Genomic DNA, 16,564 nt, shown 5'->3' with positions numbered 1-16,564 from the left:
GTCTGGGTTAATTATGAGTAAAATTAAAGCGGTAAATTAAACATTTTTTCACGTTGCCAGTCGGCAGTTGTGAACGTTTTAATCGATACCGCGTGTATGGTACCTTCATTAATCACTTGCGCTAATGGCGCGTAAATCGTTTGTTGCTTTTTAACACGGCTTAATTCACCTAAAAAGTCAGCCACAGCAATTACTTTACATTGTGAGCCATCAAAGGCGACATGAATTTCGTCTAATTCTACTGCATCAGTGATGAGTTTCTCGATATCTTTTATTTCCACTTCTTACTCCAAATAGCGTATGGCTAGATAATTTTAATGCGCCTATTGTATAGGTAATAAGCTATCAACTGCACTCAGTTTTGCCAATTTCAATAAATCTTCTGGTAAGTTAATTAAGGTCATATCACAGCTGTTTTTACCAGCCAGTTCGACTAACATTAATAACCAAGCAAGACCCGCGGTGTCGACTTTACTAATACTTGCTAAGTCAATAACAACCTGCTTGTCGCTAACTAATTTACGATATTTTTTATCAAAATTTCGCGTTATTGTAGCACGTGTTAACACACCACTGATAATCGCTTTATGCTCTGAACGCTGCACATCTATCATATCAACCTACTGATAACGTCATAATACGCTATTTTAACTTTACTCTAATAATAATATTTTAAGCGTGATTACTTAAAAACAATATTTTTTGCACTTTTTTCTTTCAGCATTGCCGTAACATGTGGCAAGCCTTTCTGACGAATTAAACTACTTAATTCTGCTTGTTTACTATCAAGTAAACTAATACCTTCAGCAACCATGTCGTAAGCTTTCCACTCACCGGTTTTTTTGTGCTTACGAACACGAAAAGATATATTTATTGGCGCGCGTCCTGGCTCAATAACGCTAGTATCTACCGAAACAACTCGCTCTTTTGAAAAATTCTTCGCTGGAGCAAACTCTACCTTTTGGTTGTTGTATAAGGTGAACACCTGAGCATATGAGGTAATAAGATAATCTCTAAATGCTGGTACAAATTTAGCACGATCCGCTTTTTTAGTTTTCTTAAAGTTACTACCAATAACTTTATATGCCGCATATTGATAATTCACATAAGGCATCAATTCTTCACGGACGATATTTTTTAATAAATTTGGCTCTTTACGTATTTCACTTTGCTCATTGGCAAAACGAGTAAAGGTAATATCAGCAACAGTTTTAATCATTTTATACGGGTCTTTTTTATCGACATCAGCGTTCACCACGCCCGATAAGCCCAACATTGCCAAACAAAATACAACTTTTTTAACTAGACGATTGATCATAATTAGTCATCACTCCCTTGGCTAAATAAAAACTGGCCGATTAGTTCTTCTAGTACTAACGCTGGTTTAGTGTCTTCAATAAAATCACCAGGCTGCAAAGTATCTACAGACTCATCAATAAAGCCCGGTAGTAAGCCAACATATTGCTCTCCCAATAAACCCGCAGTTAATATAGAAACCGACGTTGCTTCAGAAAAGTCATCATACTCAGCGTGAATATCTAAAGTTACTACTGGCGTATAATCATCAGGATCTAGCGAAATATCGCTTACTCGCCCAACAACAACACCACCAACTTTAATTGGCGAGCGTACTTTTAAACCACCAATATTGTCGAACTTGGCATACAGCTGATAAGTTGCACCATTGCCTGATATTCCACTGTCAGCTACTTTCAGTGCTAGCATTAATAACGCAGCAATACCTATCGCCGCAAACAAACCAACCAATAACTCTACTTTTTTCGACACCATGTCTTCCACCAAATTCAAAAAATATTTAACTAAATAACAGCAAGCACTAGTTTGCGAACATTAACGCTGTTAAAACAAAATCTAATCCCAATACCAATAACGACGATTGTACAACCGTTGACGTTGTTGCTCGGCTAATTCCTTCCGAGGTAGGTTCACACGCGTAACCTTTATAAACAGCAATCCAAGTCACTACAAATGCAAACACTAAACTTTTAATAATACCGTTGAGAATATCTTTCTCAAATGACACTTGTGCTTGCATAACCGACCAAAACGTACCGCTATCAACTCCAAGCCAATCAACACCAACTAAGTGAGCGCCAAGAATACCAATAGCTGAAAATATTGCCGCCAACAAAGGTAAGCTAATAAAACCTGCCCAAAATCTTGGTGCGACAACGCGACGTAATGGATCAACCGCCATCATTTCAAGGCTTGATAACTGCTCTGTTGCTTTCATTAAGCCTATTTCTGCTGTTAGTGCTGAGCCTGCGCGGCCAGCAAATAACAACGCAGCAACAACAGGACCAAGCTCACGTAATAATGACAAAGCGACCATAGGACCTAAACTCGCTTCCGCACCATAACCGACTAATATGGTATAGCCTTGCAGCGCTAATACCATGCCAATGAATAAGCCTGAAACTAATATAATGACCAATGACAACACACCAACTGAGTACAATTGGTTCATCAACAGCGGAAAACCTTTCCGTGGGTTTGGCATGTGAAATAGTGCTGATGCTAACATCAATAACGCACGACCTAAGCCAGAAATAAGGTTAATGATCGTACCGCCTAAAGCTTGAATTTGTTTCATTACTTATCACCCCGGCCAATAAGTTCATCACGATACGATGCTGCTGGGAAGTGAAATGGCACAGGACCATCAGCTTCACCTTTAACAAACTGCTGAACTAATGGTGATGTTTGTTCATGAATTTCTTCAGGCGTTCCTTGACCAATAATTTTTTGTTCAGCAATGATATAAATATAATCAGCTATGCTCATCACTTCTGGTACATCGTGCGAAACAACAACTGAAGTTAAGCCTAATGCTTGGCCAAGCTCACGAATCAAACGAACAATAACGCCCATCGAAATAGGATCTTGTCCGGCAAATGGCTCATCATATAAGATTAATTCTGGATCTAACGCGATTGCCCGAGCCAATGCGGCTCTACGTGCCATTCCACCTGATAGTTCACTTGGACGTAAGTTTCTTGCGCCACGCAAACCAACGGCTTCTAATTTCATTAGCACCATTTTTTCAATCAAGTCTTCTGATAATTCGGTATGCTCTCGCATCGGAAAAGCGATATTGTCATAAACACTCATATCAGTGAAAAGCGCACCACTTTGAAACAGCATACTCATGCGTTTGCGCACATCGTATAATGCATTACGAGATAATTTAGGAATGTTATGACCGTCAAATAATATTTGCCCAGCTTCTGGTTTTATTTGACCACCAATAAGACGTAATAATGTTGTTTTACCAATACCACTTGGACCCATAATGGCAGTTACTTTACCTTTAGGGATAGATAAACTGATGCCGTCATAAATGACACGTTCATCACGCTTAAAGGTCATATCTTTTATATCAACTAAAATTTCGGACATATATTTGGGGGCTAACATCATTGTTTATTATTGTCTTATAGCGAAGAATTCTACCCCAGAGCAACAATACAGTCATTACAAATTGATAAATAATTGGTACTAAAAGAGTATGTAAATGTAATAAAGTGTAAGATCGACTTTGCTAATGGTTAATTTCGTGCTGTAGTGCTTTTATTGATAATTTCACGAATGCATCTGCCAAAAATATTAGAAAATGTTTATAATGACCAATGCCCGACAAGCTTGTTGGCAAAATCAGCAGTTATGAGTACGAGTAGGGTGTCATCAAATTCCATCATTGGTTTATAATTCCTCTTTATTTCATTATTCGCACAAGATAGTAAATTTACCTTAGCCACAGGAGCTTTGAATGTTCATCCAAATTTTGATCTTATTACTTTCACTAATTACATTAGTGTGGAGTGCAGACAAATTTGTATTTGGTGCGTCATCATTAGCACGTAATTATGGAATTTCTCCGATGATTATCGGCTTAACTATCGTTGCAATGGGCTCCTCGGCCCCAGAAATGATGATAGCTGGTACCGCTTCGTTACATGGTAACCCCGACACCGCCGTTGGAAATGCTATTGGCTCAAATATTACTAACATTGCTTTAGTGCTAGGTTTAACCGCTTTATTTCATCCATTATCTGTTTCATCTTCGACTATCAAACGTGAAATTCCCTTGATATTACTGATCACAGCAATTGCAACATACATGCTAGCAGACAGTAACTTCAGCTTTATTGAAGGCTTACTACTAATTATTGGCTTTGTCTCATATCTCGCTATTTTATTATTGGTTACACTAAAGCGCGCAAAACAAAATCCGATTGACGATAAAATGGTCTTAGAGGCTGAGCAAGAAGTGCCTGAAGCTGTTAGTAAACCTCGCTCATTTTTCTGGTTAATTTTTGGCATGATACTTCTACCACTAAGTGCAAACTTTTTAGTAGACTCATCAATTTTTATTGCTAAAGCCTTTGGTATTAGTGACTTAGTGATTGGTTTAACGGTTATTGCGGTTGGAACTAGTTTGCCAGAGCTTGCTGCCAGCGTGATGAGTATAATTAAAAAAGAAGATGACCTGGCTTTAGGTAACATTATTGGCTCAAATATTTTTAATATTTTAGCGGTACTGTCACTGGCTGGCTTAATTGCCCCCGGTAATATAGACCAAGCAGCTGCATCACGTGACGCACCATACATGCTGGCAACAACCTTTTTATTATTTATTTTATGTTTTAGTCGTGGTGGCAAGTTTCGCATCACGCGAGCAAAAGGTTTACTATTATTAGCAGTATTTATTGGATATCAAGTTTTACTATTTAGTCAGCTAAAAGCCTAACTTGCGGTATATAAGATGAAAAACTTTAAGCAACTAGCAAAAAACGTTATTGAAATAGAACAAAATGCTATCGCAGAATTATCAACATTTATTGATGATGATTTCGCAAAAGCTTGTGAACTCATGTTTCATTGTACAGGCCGAGTTATTGTTATCGGCATGGGTAAATCTGGGCATATTGGCGGTAAAATAGCTGCAACCTTGGCGAGTACCGGCACACCATCCTTTTTTGTGCATCCAGGTGAGGCAAGCCACGGTGATTTGGGTATGATCACCCTCGACGATGTAGTGATGACAATTTCAAACTCTGGTGAAACCGGAGAGGTGCTAGCTATTATTCCTGTTATCAAACGTATTGGTGCAAAACTAATCGCTATGACAAGTAATGCCAATTCAACCTTAGCAAAACTTGCTGATCACCATATTTGTGTCAAAGTATCACAAGAAGCTTGTCCATTAGGTTTAGCACCAACTTCGAGTACTACTGCTACTTTAGTGATGGGCGATGCTGTTGCTGTTGCACTTTTGAATGCTCGAGGCTTTACTGCTGACGACTTTGCGTTATCTCATCCAGGTGGTAGTTTAGGTAAGCGCCTACTATTACGTTTAACTGATATTATGCATAAAGATGACCGCATACCTGTTGTTAACGCTGATGCAAAAATTAAAGATGCTTTAGTTGAAATGTCGCTAAAAGGGCTAGGTATGACAGCTGTTGTTGATAAGAGCAGTACTTTAATAGGTTTATTTACTGACGGCGATTTACGCAGAATTTTAGACGCTAAAATTGATATTCATCAAGACGCAATAACTAGCGTAATGACCGAACAACCCTATGTAGCCGAACAAACAATGTTAGCGGCTGAAGCATTAAAAATAATGGAAGATAAAAAGATTAATGGCTTAATCATAGTCGATCATAACAATCAGCCAATTGGTGCCATGAATATGCACGACTTACTCAAATCAGGAGTGATATAACCTTGAATAGTTTATACGGGGCGGTAGCCGATAACATTTGGCAAAAAACAAAAAACATTAAGCTCTTTATCTGCGATATTGATGGTGTTTTTTCTGACGGACGTATTTACTTAGGCAATGCAGGTGAAGAGTTAAAAGCCTTTCATACTAAAGATGGTTATGGCATTAAAGCGTTAGGAGCCAGCGGTGTTGACGTTGGCGTTATTACCGGTCGACAATCGAATATTGTTCAAACCCGGATGAGCGCCTTAAACGTAAAACATATAGTGCAAGGGCAAGAAGATAAGCTACCTGCATTAAAAGCAATGGCAGAATCATTAAACCTTACAGCTGAAGAAATCGCCTATATTGGCGATGATATGCCAGATTTTGAGTGTTTAAATTATGTCGGCTTAAGTATTGCCGTTAGTGACGCCCACCCAGCAATTATCAATACCTGTGATTATATTACCTACACGCGTGGTGGTTTTGGCGCTGTACGCGAAGTTTGTGATTTGATTATGCAAAGTCAAAACACCTTAGCAAATGCCACAGGCGCCAGCATATGAATAGAATATACAGTGCAACCATAGCATTTTTTATTTTTGCTATAGGAACATATGGCCTAATGGAATGGTATGCCGCGAAAGAAGTTGACACTGATATTCTTGAAAACAGTAATGAACCAGAGTTTATTGCTGAGAACCTTAATAGCGATATTTATCAAGAAGCAGGTGACTTATCATACGTTGTTGAAGCACAACGTATGGAACATTATGCGCAATTAGAGGTCACACACTTTGAATACCCTCGTTATACTTTGTATCCAAAAAATAACAAGCCAACTTGGCAAGTTACGGCTAACGAGGGCACATTATACAACAATAACCGAGTTCGGTTAGAGAATCGTGTGCGCTTAATAGCCACCGATAAGGAAAGTTTGATCCAAGAAGTGCACGGAAAAAACTTAGAAATGGATTTAAAAAGCAATATTATCAGCTCAGAACAAACTATTCTGATATTAGGTAAAGGATTTACTATGTATGGCTCAGGATTAATTGTAGACTTAAACTCAACACAGATGACATTGACAGAACATGTACAAACCATTTACAAAAAAACTAAAAGCTAGCTTAGCCTGTATTACTGCAGCAATATTATTAATACCGGCAGTAAATGCTGAAAAATTTGATGTTGACCAAGAAATCAAAATTTCTTCATCACGGCAAGCTGCCGATCTAAAAAATAAAATTTTCAGTTATATCGACAATGTTATTATTTCGCAAGGCACACTCACTATTAACGCCGAGTTAGTGCAAGTTATTGCTCAAGCTGACAGCGAAGATAAAATTTATATTGCCAAAGGTTCACCTGCTACCTTTGAACAAACCCTTGAAGATGGCAGCCCAATTAATTTACAAGCCAATGAGATTAGATACGAACCTGCAAAGAGTATCGTCATTATTTCTGGCAACGCTTTACTAACACAAGAAGGCAGTGAAGTAAGTGGCAATAAAATCACCTATAACTTTGAAACTGAATACGTTAATGCAGAAAGCTTAGAAAATACGGTTGTTGAAACAGTTTTGCAGCCTAAAAGTAAGCCTGAACTACCGAAAAAATCAAAGGAACAGCAAAATTAAATGCCAATATCTACCTTATCAGCAACCGGTTTAGCAAAATCTTACAAAGGCCGAAAAGTTGTTAAAAATGTCAGTTTAAAAGTTTCTGCTGGGCAAATTGTTGGTTTACTTGGTCCTAATGGTGCAGGAAAAACCACCTCGTTCTATATGATTGTTGGTTTAGTCAATAATGATAGCGGAGCTATTGTACTTAACGAAGAAGATTTAACTTTGCTGCCAATGCATGAACGTGCTCGTAAGGGTATTGGCTACTTACCACAAGAAGCATCAATATTTCGGAAATTATCTGTCTACGACAACATAATGGCCATTTTACAAACGCGAAAATCATTAACTGATGTTGAAAAAGAAGAAAAACTTGAACACTTATTAGAAGAGTTCAATATCGGTCATATTAAAGACAATTTAGGTATGAGCCTGTCAGGTGGTGAACGTCGTCGAGTAGAAATTGCGCGAGCATTAGCTGCTGATCCAAAATTTATCTTGTTGGATGAACCTTTTGCAGGTGTTGATCCAATTTCAGTAGGTGATATAAAAAAAATTATCCTACACTTAAAGGAACGTGGTATTGGTATTCTAATTACTGATCATAACGTGCGCGAAACATTAGACGTTTGTGAACATGCGTATATTGTTAGCCATGGTGAACTTATTGCAGAAGGTGATGCGGATCAAATTCTTGCAAATCAACACGTAAGAGATGTATACCTAGGTGAACAATTCACGCTATAGTGAAATCAGCTTTAGCAATAAAATAACATTGTGTTAAATAGTAACAGGGAAAAGAAAATCTAAATGCGTCCTACTCTGCAGCTCCGTATCGGGCAACAGCTAACCATGACCCCGCAATTGCAACAAGCAATTAAATTGTTGCAATTGTCGACATTAGACCTACAGCAAGAGATTCAGGAAGCGCTTGAAAGTAATCCACTGCTTGAAATGGATGAAAACCAAACTAATACTACCGAAAATACCCCTGATAATTTAGAAGAAGCATTTTCCGCAAGTGTCGGCGAAAGCACTGAAGTAGCGACGCCAGATGGCAGTGAAGACTCTACTCCTACTATCGATGAAATCAGTTCTGCTGAAGGTATGGCAAAAACTGATATCCCAGAAGAATTAAATAACGACACCACTTGGGACGATAATTTTAGTGCCGGTGCTAGCAGCGGCGCAGTAGGCCCAGCCTCAGAAGATTATACTTACCAAGGCGAAACTAAAGACTCAATTCAAGATCACTTACTTTGGCAAATGGAGCTTACACCGTTTACCGAAACCGACCAGGCTATTGCAACAGCGATTATTGAAGCTGTCGATGAAGCTGGTTACCTTACAGTATCAGCTGAAGAAATTTTAGAAAGTGTTGGCATTGAAGACGTAGAACTTGACGAAATTGAAGTGGTTTTAAAACGTATTAATGTTTTTGATCCTGTAGGTGTCGCGGCCCGCTCTATTCCGGAGTGTTTACTAATTCAATTAAACCAGTTCTCAAGCGATACACCTTGGTTAGAGGAAAGTAAATTAGCGGTAGGTAAATATATCGATTTACTTGGTAATCGCGACTATCGCCAATTAATGCGTAAATTACGCCTAAAAGAAGATCAATTACGTGAAGTTATTCGCTTAATTCAGACACTTGATCCACGCCCTGGTGATAGCGTTATTAAGAGTGAAGAGCAATACGTTATACCTGATGTGTCAGTTGAAAAGAAAAATGGTCGTTGGACCGTTGAACTAAATCCTGATACTGCACCTAAGCTTTCGGTAAACCAGCAATATGCCGCGATGTCACGTTCAATGAAATCATCTACTGACTCGCAATTTATTCGTTCAAACCTGCAGGAAGCTAAGTGGTTTATAAAAAGTCTCGAAAGCCGTAATGATACCCTATTAAAAGTGTCAAATTGTATCGTTCAACGCCAACAAGGATTTTTTGAACATGGCCCTGAAGCCATGCGTCCTATGGTATTGAACGATATTGCTGAAGCTGTTGATATGCATGAATCAACCATTTCGCGTGTTACCACACAAAAATATATGCACACGCCACGAGGCATTTTCGAATTAAAATATTTCTTTTCTAGCCATGTCAGTACTGAGAATGGTGGCGAGTGTTCATCAACTGCCATTCGTGAGTTAATTAAAAAGTTAGTTTCTGCAGAAGTACCGGCCAAGCCACTGAGCGATAGTAAAATGGCAGATATTCTTGCAGAACAAGGTATTAAAGTGGCGAGACGTACCATAGCTAAATATCGCGAGTCACTTTCGATACCACCATCGAATCAACGTAAAAGCCTATTGTAGGCTTGGTTTATTTACCCGAAAAAGAGGATTGAAGCATATGCAAATTAATCTTACCGGACACCATGTCGATGTTACCGATTCATTACGTGATTATGTTAATGGAAAATTTGAAAAACTAGAGCGACATTTTGATCATATCAATAATGTTCATGTCGTGTTAACGGTGGAAAAGCTTAATCAAATTGCCGAATCAACGGTGCATTTAAGTGGTAGTGAAGTACATGCCAAAGCCGAAAATAGTGATATGTACGCTTCAATCGATTCACTGATTGATAAACTTGACCGCCAAATATTAAAATATAAAGGCAAAATTAGTAAACACTAATATCCCCCTTCGCATTAGGTTTTTGAAGTAATTATGAAGTTGCAAGACATCTTGACACCGGACTGCACTATATGTGCAGCTCCGGGCTCCAGTAAAAAACGCATATTAGAATATTTAAGTAGCTTGGCCTCTGAAAAATTGCCTAATCACGATACTTTTCAATTGTTAGAGAGCTTGGTTAAGCGTGAAAAAATGGGCTCTACTGGAATTGGTAACGGAATTGCAATTCCTCACGGACGTTTAGATACTGCTGATAAGCCAATTGCGGTAGTTATTACTACAGAACAAGCGATAAACTTTGATGCCATAGATCATAGACCTGTCGATATTTTTATTGCGCTATTTGTTGCCGAAGCTGAGTGTCAAAATCATTTATGTACATTACAAAGCATCGCCGAGATATTTCGCGACAAACAGTTTTGTAAACAAGTTCGTAAATGTGAAAGTAACCAAGCACTTTTTGAATTAATCCAACAAGCGAGTTAATTACCAGTGAAATTAATCATTGTCAGTGGCCGTTCCGGCTCAGGTAAAAGTGTGGCACTTAGAGTCTTAGAAGATTTAGGCTATTATTGTGTTGATAACATTCCGGTTAATTTGTTGCCCGCATTAACCCATACTGTGATCAATGATTACGAGAATGTTGCCGTTAGCCTTGATGTTCGTAATTTACCCGCCGACCCGAATGATGTTCCAGAGATTATCGATTACCTGCCCAGCGCGGTTGAATTAAACTTACTCTATTTAGATGCTGATGATAGCGATCTCATTCGCCGGTTTAGTGAAACTCGACGTTTACACCCTTTAATTAAACAAAATATCGCCCTTGATCAAGCGATTGCACTGGAAAAGCAATTACTTGCACCAATTGCGACTCGCGCGCATTTATATATTAATACCAGCCAACTTTCACCACACCAATTGGCTGATTTGGTACGAGAAAGAATTTTAGGCAAAAAATCTGGCTCAATGGTTATTGTTTTCGAATCTTTTGGTTTCAAGCACGGCGTTCCTCAAGATGCCGATTATGTTTTCGATGCTCGCTTCCTACCTAACCCTTATTGGGATAAAGAATTGAAAGGCTACACAGGTTTAGATAAACCAGTGCAAGATTTCTTAGCAAGCCAACCAATAGTGACCAAGTTTATCTGGCAAATAAACAGCTTTATGATGACTTGGTTACCGCACCTTGAGCGTAATAATCGTAGTTACGTCACTATCGCCATAGGTTGTACGGGTGGTAAGCACAGATCTGTTTATATCGCGGAATTACTTGCCAATAATATGCGTAAAGAGCGTGATGACGTGCAATCTCGTCACCGCGATTTAGCCCTAGCTAGCTCTTAACTCCCTTGTCTATGCCGATAAACCGCCAAGTAAAAATTATCAATAAGCTTGGGCTGCATGCCCGAGCAGCAACAAAGCTAGCACAATTAAGCCAGCGATTTAGTGCAGAAATTACAGTAGAACTTGATAATAATAGCGCAGATGCTGGCAGCATAATGGGCTTAATGCTACTTGCCGGCGCACAAGGGAAAGTCGTTAATGTCATTGCATCCGGAAAAGATGCTGAATTAGCGCTAGATGAAGTTTGCCAATTATTTAGCGATAAATTCGACGAAGAAGAATAGCCCTAGCTGCTCAACCAGTTTTTAAGTCAATAAAAAAGCTGCGAAAAGTCTCGAATTAAGATAAACTGCTTGTCGATATCTATTGGTTTTTGTTGCAATAATAGCTTAATAAATATCCTTCATAATAATAATTTTCAGTTTTCGTTTTTACAACGGCACAGGATAGCAATATGCCGGAAGTTTCTGAACAAGAGTACAGCCACCAACGCTTACAGCAAGTTAATGATGCCCTAGGCAGTGGTATGTATGTCTATGTCCGAAAGCTTTTGCAAGACATGCCCGCATTCGATCTGGCGCTATTACTAGAGTCCTCACCAACAAAAAGTCGTGCCGTACTTTGGCAGTTAATTGATACCGACCATCACGGCGAAGTACTTGAAGAACTTAATGAAGAAGTTCGTAAAGGTATTCTAAAAAACATTCGTCCTGAAAAGCTTGCTGCTGTTGCAGAGGGCATGGACGTTGATGATTTAGCAGAAGTTTTCCGTACTTTACCTGACAGCGTTTATCGAGAAGTGTTAAGCTCGATGGACTCGCAAGACCGTAGTCGAGTAGAAGCCGCGTTATCATACGAAGAAGATACCGCCGGCGGTATCATGAATACTGATACCATTTCCATTAGACCTGATGTAACAGTTGATGTGGTATTACGCTACTTGCGGCTGCGGGGAGAATTGCCAGAGGCAACAGATTCATTTTATGTGGTTGACCGTGAAGATCATTTTATTGGTGCCGTTTCCTTAACCGCTATAGTAACAGCAAAGCCAGAAACCATAGTTTCAAGCTTAATTGATGATGAAATTGAAGCGATTCCCGCCGACCTAAATGAAAAAGATGTTGCACAATTATTCGAGCGTCATGATTGGTTTTCAGCGCCAGTTGTCGACGACGAAGACCGCTTACTCGGTCGTATTACCGTTGATGACGTAGTTGATATTATTCGTGAAGAAGCTGAACACTCGATGATGAGTATGGCAGGTTTAGATGACGAAGCTGATACCTTTGCACCCGTTGTTAAAAGTACACAGCAGCGCTCTATTTGGCTAGGTGTTAACTTAGTTACTGCATTAATGGCTGTTGCGGTATCGAGCTTATTTGAAGGTATCTTAAGCCAATTAGCCATTCTAGCTGTGTTAAATTCTTTAGTGCCGAGTATGGGCGGTGTTGCTGGCAATCAAACCCTAACTTTGGTGATTCGTGGTATTGCTTTAGGGCATGTTGGCGAAAGTAACTCACGTACACTACTCTACAAAGAACTCGCGGTTGGCTTTTTTAACGGTATCATCTGGGCAGTTTTAATCGCGACTGTTGTTGCCATTTGGCAGCAAAACTTAATGCTTGGCGCAATTATCGCTTTTGCCATGTTAATGAATATGACCGCCGCAGGTATTGCCGGTGTCACTATTCCATTAATGTTAAAAAAAATGAATATTGACCCAGCACTCGCGGGTAGCGTTATCTTAACAACAGTTACTGATGTGGTAGGAATTTTTGCCTTTTTAGGTACAGCAACTTTGTTGCTAGGCAACTAGTACTTTACAAATCGTCGCAATAATATTTACGGTTCATTTAGATACCCGAAATACTATCGATCTAACCTATTGTCTTTCGATATTCACTTAAAGCTAGGAGCATAGAATCCAGCCATCTGATGAGTCGTTAACTCATCAGATAACAGAACCACGACAACTAATTGCCAGCAATTTGCATTTCATTGATAATGATAGAGCCGGTGCGGATGCTGCCACGCATATCAATATCATTACCTATAGCAACAATACCAGCAAACATATCTTGTAGTTTTCCGGCTATAGTAATTTCATCGACTGGGTAGGCAATCTCACCGTTTTCGACCCAAAAGCCAGCGGCGCCGCGAGAATAATCACCAGTAACCACATTAACACCTTGTCCCATTAATTCAGTGACTAATAAACCAGTTCCCAAGGTTTTAAGCATGGCATCAAACTCTCCACCCTGCCCTTGCTCTTTTATCGCGAGCTGCCAGTTGTGAATACCACCTGCATGGCCAGTTGATTGCATACCTAACTTGCGGGCTGAATAACTGGTAAGCAAATAAGTTGCTAGTCGGCCATCTGAAATAATTTCACGATCAACAGTTGCAATACCCTCAGCGTCAAAAGCACTGCTTGCTAGCGCTTTTTTCAAATGCGGACGTTCGTTAACAGTTAGAAACTCTGGAAAAACCTGCTTTCCCATTGAGTCCATTAAAAATGACGATTTACGGTATAAGTTCCCGCCACTAATAGCTGCTATATAATGACCAAAAAGTGTATTAGCAATATCTGCACGAAACATCACTGGCACTTTAGTTGTGGCAAGTTTATGAGCGCCTAAACGTGACAATGCTTCTGTAGCAGACTTTTGCCCGATACTTGTTGCACTCTCCATAGCATCAAACTGACGATTTACTGTATAAGCGTAGTCGCGCTGCATGTCTTCACCTTCATTGGCGATCATTACACAGCTTAAGCTATGGCGAGTACTTGGATAGCCAACCAGCTGACCATGGCTATTCCCGTATACCTTAAAACCTTCAAAGCTTGCTAACGTTGCACCATCAGAATTATTAATACGCGGATCATAAGCTAAGGCAGTATCTTCACATTCTTTTGCTAAAGTAATTGCTTGCTCGGTTGAAAGCGCTTTTGGGTGATATAAATCTAAATCCTCTGGCTCCATCGCTAATAATTCTTTATCAGCTAAGCCAGAACAATCATCAACAGAGGTATATTTGGCTATGTTTACCGCAGCTTCTATTGCTTGCTTTAATGCTTGCTCAGACAAATCTGCCGTTGAAGCGCTGCCTTTACGCCCTTCTTTATAAACAGTAATACCAAGAGCACCATCACTCGTAAACTCAACATTTTCAACTTCGCCCAAACGTGTACTCACACTTAAGCCTTGCTGACGGCTCATCGCGACTTCAGCGCCATCAGCACCTAATGTTTTGGCCATCGTCATTGCGTCATTCACACGTTGTTTAACATGCTCTATTTGCGTTTGGATACTATCAGAATCGCTCATGGGTAAATTACTTCTCACATTTAATGCTATTTTTTTCGATACCAGCAACAGGAATGTTTTTGCTGTAACGGCTTTGTTGTATACTATAGGGAATTATTACTTGATTACCCAACATTATGCCCCAGTCTGCCAACGATATCGACGAATTAGAAGAAGAATTACTGAGTAAATCAGAAATAAAACGTGAAATGCATCGACTACAAGATTTTGGTCTTGTTTTAGTGAAAATGTCTAAGCACCAACGTAGTCGATTGCCTCTAACAGATGAATTAAAAGATGCTATGGTGCTTGCCGACAAAATTACCAATAAGCACGAGGCATTACGCCGTCATATTCGCCATATCGCGAAAATATTGTCAGAGACTGATCTTGAGCCGATTAAACAAGCGATGGATGTCATGGCTAACAAGCATCAACAAGAGTCGTCAAAATTTGAAAAGCTTGAGCAAATGCGTGATGAACTTATTGAACAGGGTAGCGAATCTATCGAGGCGTTATTAGCAAAGTTCACCACTATGGAGCGTCAAAAGCTCAGACAGCTTGTGCGCCAAGCGAAAAAAGAACATAGCGCAGAAAAAACAGGTAAACATTACCGAGATTTATTTGCTTACTTAAAAGAACATGTAATTTTTTAAAGTAATAAATCACCAAAAACGCTTTGTTAACAGCCTCCTGATAACAAAGCGTTGCTAGTAAAACCTGAAATTCCTACCTATTTATAGCACACTATACTTACTAAAAACCTTATATAGTTCAGTACCTTGATTCACACTTGCTGAAGCAAAGTGCAAGATGGGGATCACAGGGTGATCTAAACTAATATAATGCAATGGATCACCATCGCCATAATTATCCATTCTAAGAATACGGGCTAATGGCTCACCAGCTACTAAAGGCTCACCAAACTCAGCTAAATAATCAACCATGCCACCCATAGGTGAATATAGCGCTTTATAATCAGTAAGCATGCAAGCATAACGTGTCATTGTTTTCGGGTAAAAGATATCTGATTGAATGACATTTTGATATTGCAGATAACTTAAAATACCTAACGCATCTTGATGGGCAACGTCTAAATCTATTTGCTCTTGCGATCCTAATTCGACGGTAAAACTCTCTTTAACAATACTGCTTTTCGCACCATCATCTCCAGCACGAATGGGAAAATCACGCCCGAGCATTGCGAATGCTGCTTGCAATTGCCACCAAGGACAAAATGTTGCTTCATCTAAAGCACCATCGAAACTATTAGGAATTAAAATAGTATGGGGAATATCAAAAAAGCGCGCGCTGTCTTTGGCATATTCAGGGCAATATAAATGTTTACTCGAAATAGGGCCTGTATGTAGATCTAAAACAATATCAGCTTGATGCGCTAAACGCTGCAGTTGATAAGCAATACGCTGTCCTGTTGTTAAGCCATAAATATTATGATTTAACTTTTGTTCAATTTGCTCAAGCATTAACGCTTTAAATGCCACTTCAATATCTACGCTACTCGCTGCTAAATACTCTTGAGCAAATGGTGCAATAATACTTTCATCGAAATGATACATGCGATTCCAATTGACCCCAGTTATAGGATCGAATCGGCCTAAAGTATATTCACCATTTTTATGATTACAGCCAACAGGGTTCGCATAAGGCACTAACGTAATAGAGCCATTTAGTTCAATGTGTTTAAGTTGCTCTAACAATTGAAAAATAACGGCATTACCTTGCACCTCAGCGCCATGCATATTCGCTTGAATATAAGCACTTGGCCCACTCTCTGAACCCTGGACACGATAAACCGGTACGGTAAGCGCTGCGCCGCTGGCCATTTCACCCACATGCATCACTTCTTTACTAATAATATTCATAAGTAACTTTACCCTAACTAAGC

The 16,564-nt window shown here is 39.4% G+C and carries 21 protein-coding genes; 13 read left to right on the top strand and 8 right to left on the bottom strand.

The window, feature by feature from the left end; genetic code table 11:
• Window positions 1-23: 23 nt before the first annotated feature.
• The 6 genes from AC27E9_RS02035 to mlaF all read right to left on the bottom strand — a co-directional run bounded on the left by AC27E9_RS02035 (window position 24) and on the right by mlaF (window position 3,420).
• Window positions 24-281 carry a BolA family protein gene (locus tag AC27E9_RS02035; RefSeq protein ID WP_487112603.1) on the bottom strand — a complete coding sequence of 86 codons (258 nt, stop codon included), beginning with the start codon at window positions 279-281 and terminating at the stop codon, window positions 24-26.
• 42 nt (window positions 282-323) lie between these two features.
• A complete protein-coding gene (locus tag AC27E9_RS02030; RefSeq protein ID WP_487126778.1) occupies window positions 324-614 on the bottom strand; it encodes an STAS domain-containing protein in 291 nt (96 codons plus the stop codon).
• Window positions 615-682: 68 nt separating this feature from the next.
• The gene (locus tag AC27E9_RS02025; RefSeq protein WP_487126776.1) at window positions 683-1,318 is read right to left on the bottom strand and encodes an ABC transporter substrate-binding protein; all 636 of its coding nucleotides are present in this window, start codon (window positions 1,316-1,318) and stop codon (window positions 683-685) included.
• Window positions 1,319-1,320: 2 nt separating this feature from the next.
• Window positions 1,321-1,791, bottom strand: coding sequence for an outer membrane lipid asymmetry maintenance protein MlaD (mlaD, locus tag AC27E9_RS02020; protein ID WP_487126775.1), 471 nt, complete (start codon window positions 1,789-1,791; stop codon window positions 1,321-1,323).
• Window positions 1,792-1,837: 46 nt separating this feature from the next.
• Window positions 1,838-2,614, bottom strand: a complete 777-nt coding sequence (gene mlaE / locus AC27E9_RS02015; RefSeq protein WP_487126773.1) for a lipid asymmetry maintenance ABC transporter permease subunit MlaE — start codon at window positions 2,612-2,614, stop codon at window positions 1,838-1,840.
• Window positions 2,614-3,420 carry a phospholipid ABC transporter ATP-binding protein MlaF gene (mlaF, locus tag AC27E9_RS02010; RefSeq protein ID WP_487126771.1) on the bottom strand — a complete coding sequence of 269 codons (807 nt, stop codon included), beginning with the start codon at window positions 3,418-3,420 and terminating at the stop codon, window positions 2,614-2,616. The genes mlaE and mlaF overlap by 1 nt, the downstream gene beginning before the upstream one ends.
• A 370-nt stretch (window positions 3,421-3,790) precedes the next feature.
• On the opposite strand from mlaF, the gene AC27E9_RS02005 reads away from it, so the two are divergent.
• From AC27E9_RS02005 to mgtE, 12 genes are all read left to right on the top strand, one after another.
• Window positions 3,791-4,771, top strand: coding sequence for a calcium/sodium antiporter (locus tag AC27E9_RS02005; RefSeq protein WP_487126769.1), 981 nt, complete (start codon window positions 3,791-3,793; stop codon window positions 4,769-4,771).
• A gap of 15 nt (window positions 4,772-4,786) precedes the next feature.
• The gene (locus tag AC27E9_RS02000) at window positions 4,787-5,752 is read left to right on the top strand and encodes a KpsF/GutQ family sugar-phosphate isomerase (RefSeq protein WP_487126767.1); all 966 of its coding nucleotides are present in this window, start codon (window positions 4,787-4,789) and stop codon (window positions 5,750-5,752) included.
• Window positions 5,749-6,300 (top strand): 3-deoxy-manno-octulosonate-8-phosphatase KdsC, encoded by a 552-nt coding sequence (gene kdsC / locus AC27E9_RS01995; protein ID WP_487128261.1) that lies wholly within the window; start codon window positions 5,749-5,751, stop codon window positions 6,298-6,300. The genes AC27E9_RS02000 and kdsC overlap by 4 nt, the downstream gene beginning before the upstream one ends.
• Window positions 6,297-6,863 (top strand): LPS export ABC transporter periplasmic protein LptC, encoded by a 567-nt coding sequence (lptC, locus tag AC27E9_RS01990; RefSeq protein WP_487126765.1) that lies wholly within the window; start codon window positions 6,297-6,299, stop codon window positions 6,861-6,863. Before kdsC ends, lptC begins: the two co-directional genes overlap by 4 nt.
• Window positions 6,829-7,374, top strand: a complete 546-nt coding sequence (gene lptA, locus AC27E9_RS01985) for a lipopolysaccharide transport periplasmic protein LptA (protein WP_487126763.1) — start codon at window positions 6,829-6,831, stop codon at window positions 7,372-7,374. The genes lptC and lptA overlap by 35 nt, the downstream gene beginning before the upstream one ends.
• Window positions 7,375-8,106 carry an LPS export ABC transporter ATP-binding protein gene (gene lptB, locus AC27E9_RS01980; RefSeq protein ID WP_487126761.1) on the top strand — a complete coding sequence of 244 codons (732 nt, stop codon included), beginning with the start codon at window positions 7,375-7,377 and terminating at the stop codon, window positions 8,104-8,106.
• A gap of 63 nt (window positions 8,107-8,169) precedes the next feature.
• Window positions 8,170-9,678, top strand: a complete 1,509-nt coding sequence (locus tag AC27E9_RS01975) for an RNA polymerase factor sigma-54 (RefSeq protein WP_487126759.1) — start codon at window positions 8,170-8,172, stop codon at window positions 9,676-9,678.
• A 37-nt stretch (window positions 9,679-9,715) separates the two neighbouring features.
• Window positions 9,716-10,003: a ribosome hibernation promoting factor gene (hpf, locus tag AC27E9_RS01970; RefSeq protein WP_487078635.1), complete on the top strand. Its 288-nt coding sequence runs from the start codon at window positions 9,716-9,718 to the stop codon at window positions 10,001-10,003.
• A 33-nt stretch (window positions 10,004-10,036) separates the two neighbouring features.
• Window positions 10,037-10,489, top strand: a complete 453-nt coding sequence (gene ptsN / locus AC27E9_RS01965) for a PTS IIA-like nitrogen regulatory protein PtsN (RefSeq protein WP_487126757.1) — start codon at window positions 10,037-10,039, stop codon at window positions 10,487-10,489.
• A 6-nt stretch (window positions 10,490-10,495) separates the two neighbouring features.
• Complete coding sequence (gene rapZ / locus AC27E9_RS01960; protein WP_487126755.1) at window positions 10,496-11,350, top strand: RNase adapter RapZ; 855 nt, start codon at window positions 10,496-10,498, stop codon at window positions 11,348-11,350.
• A gap of 11 nt (window positions 11,351-11,361) precedes the next feature.
• Window positions 11,362-11,634, top strand: coding sequence for an HPr family phosphocarrier protein (locus tag AC27E9_RS01955; protein WP_487126754.1), 273 nt, complete (start codon window positions 11,362-11,364; stop codon window positions 11,632-11,634).
• Window positions 11,635-11,804: 170 nt separating this feature from the next.
• Window positions 11,805-13,166, top strand: coding sequence for a magnesium transporter (mgtE, locus tag AC27E9_RS01950; RefSeq protein WP_487126752.1), 1,362 nt, complete (start codon window positions 11,805-11,807; stop codon window positions 13,164-13,166).
• Window positions 13,167-13,323: 157 nt separating this feature from the next.
• On the opposite strand, the gene pmbA is transcribed toward mgtE, so the two are convergent.
• The gene (gene pmbA, locus AC27E9_RS01945) at window positions 13,324-14,679 is read right to left on the bottom strand and encodes a metalloprotease PmbA (RefSeq protein WP_487126751.1); all 1,356 of its coding nucleotides are present in this window, start codon (window positions 14,677-14,679) and stop codon (window positions 13,324-13,326) included.
• A 116-nt stretch (window positions 14,680-14,795) separates the two neighbouring features.
• On the opposite strand from pmbA, the gene yjgA reads away from it, so the two are divergent.
• Window positions 14,796-15,314, top strand: a complete 519-nt coding sequence (gene yjgA, locus AC27E9_RS01940; RefSeq protein ID WP_487126750.1) for a ribosome biogenesis factor YjgA — start codon at window positions 14,796-14,798, stop codon at window positions 15,312-15,314.
• Window positions 15,315-15,395: 81 nt separating this feature from the next.
• Here yjgA and AC27E9_RS01935 read toward each other — a convergent pair whose 3' ends face one another.
• Window positions 15,396-16,541, bottom strand: coding sequence for a succinylglutamate desuccinylase/aspartoacylase family protein (locus AC27E9_RS01935; protein ID WP_487126748.1), 1,146 nt, complete (start codon window positions 16,539-16,541; stop codon window positions 15,396-15,398).
• Between the last annotated feature and the right edge of the window lie 23 nt (window positions 16,542-16,564).

It is taken from the genome of Colwellia meonggei, assembly GCF_057537295.1.
This window is presented reverse-complemented; position numbering and strand designations above follow the sequence as displayed.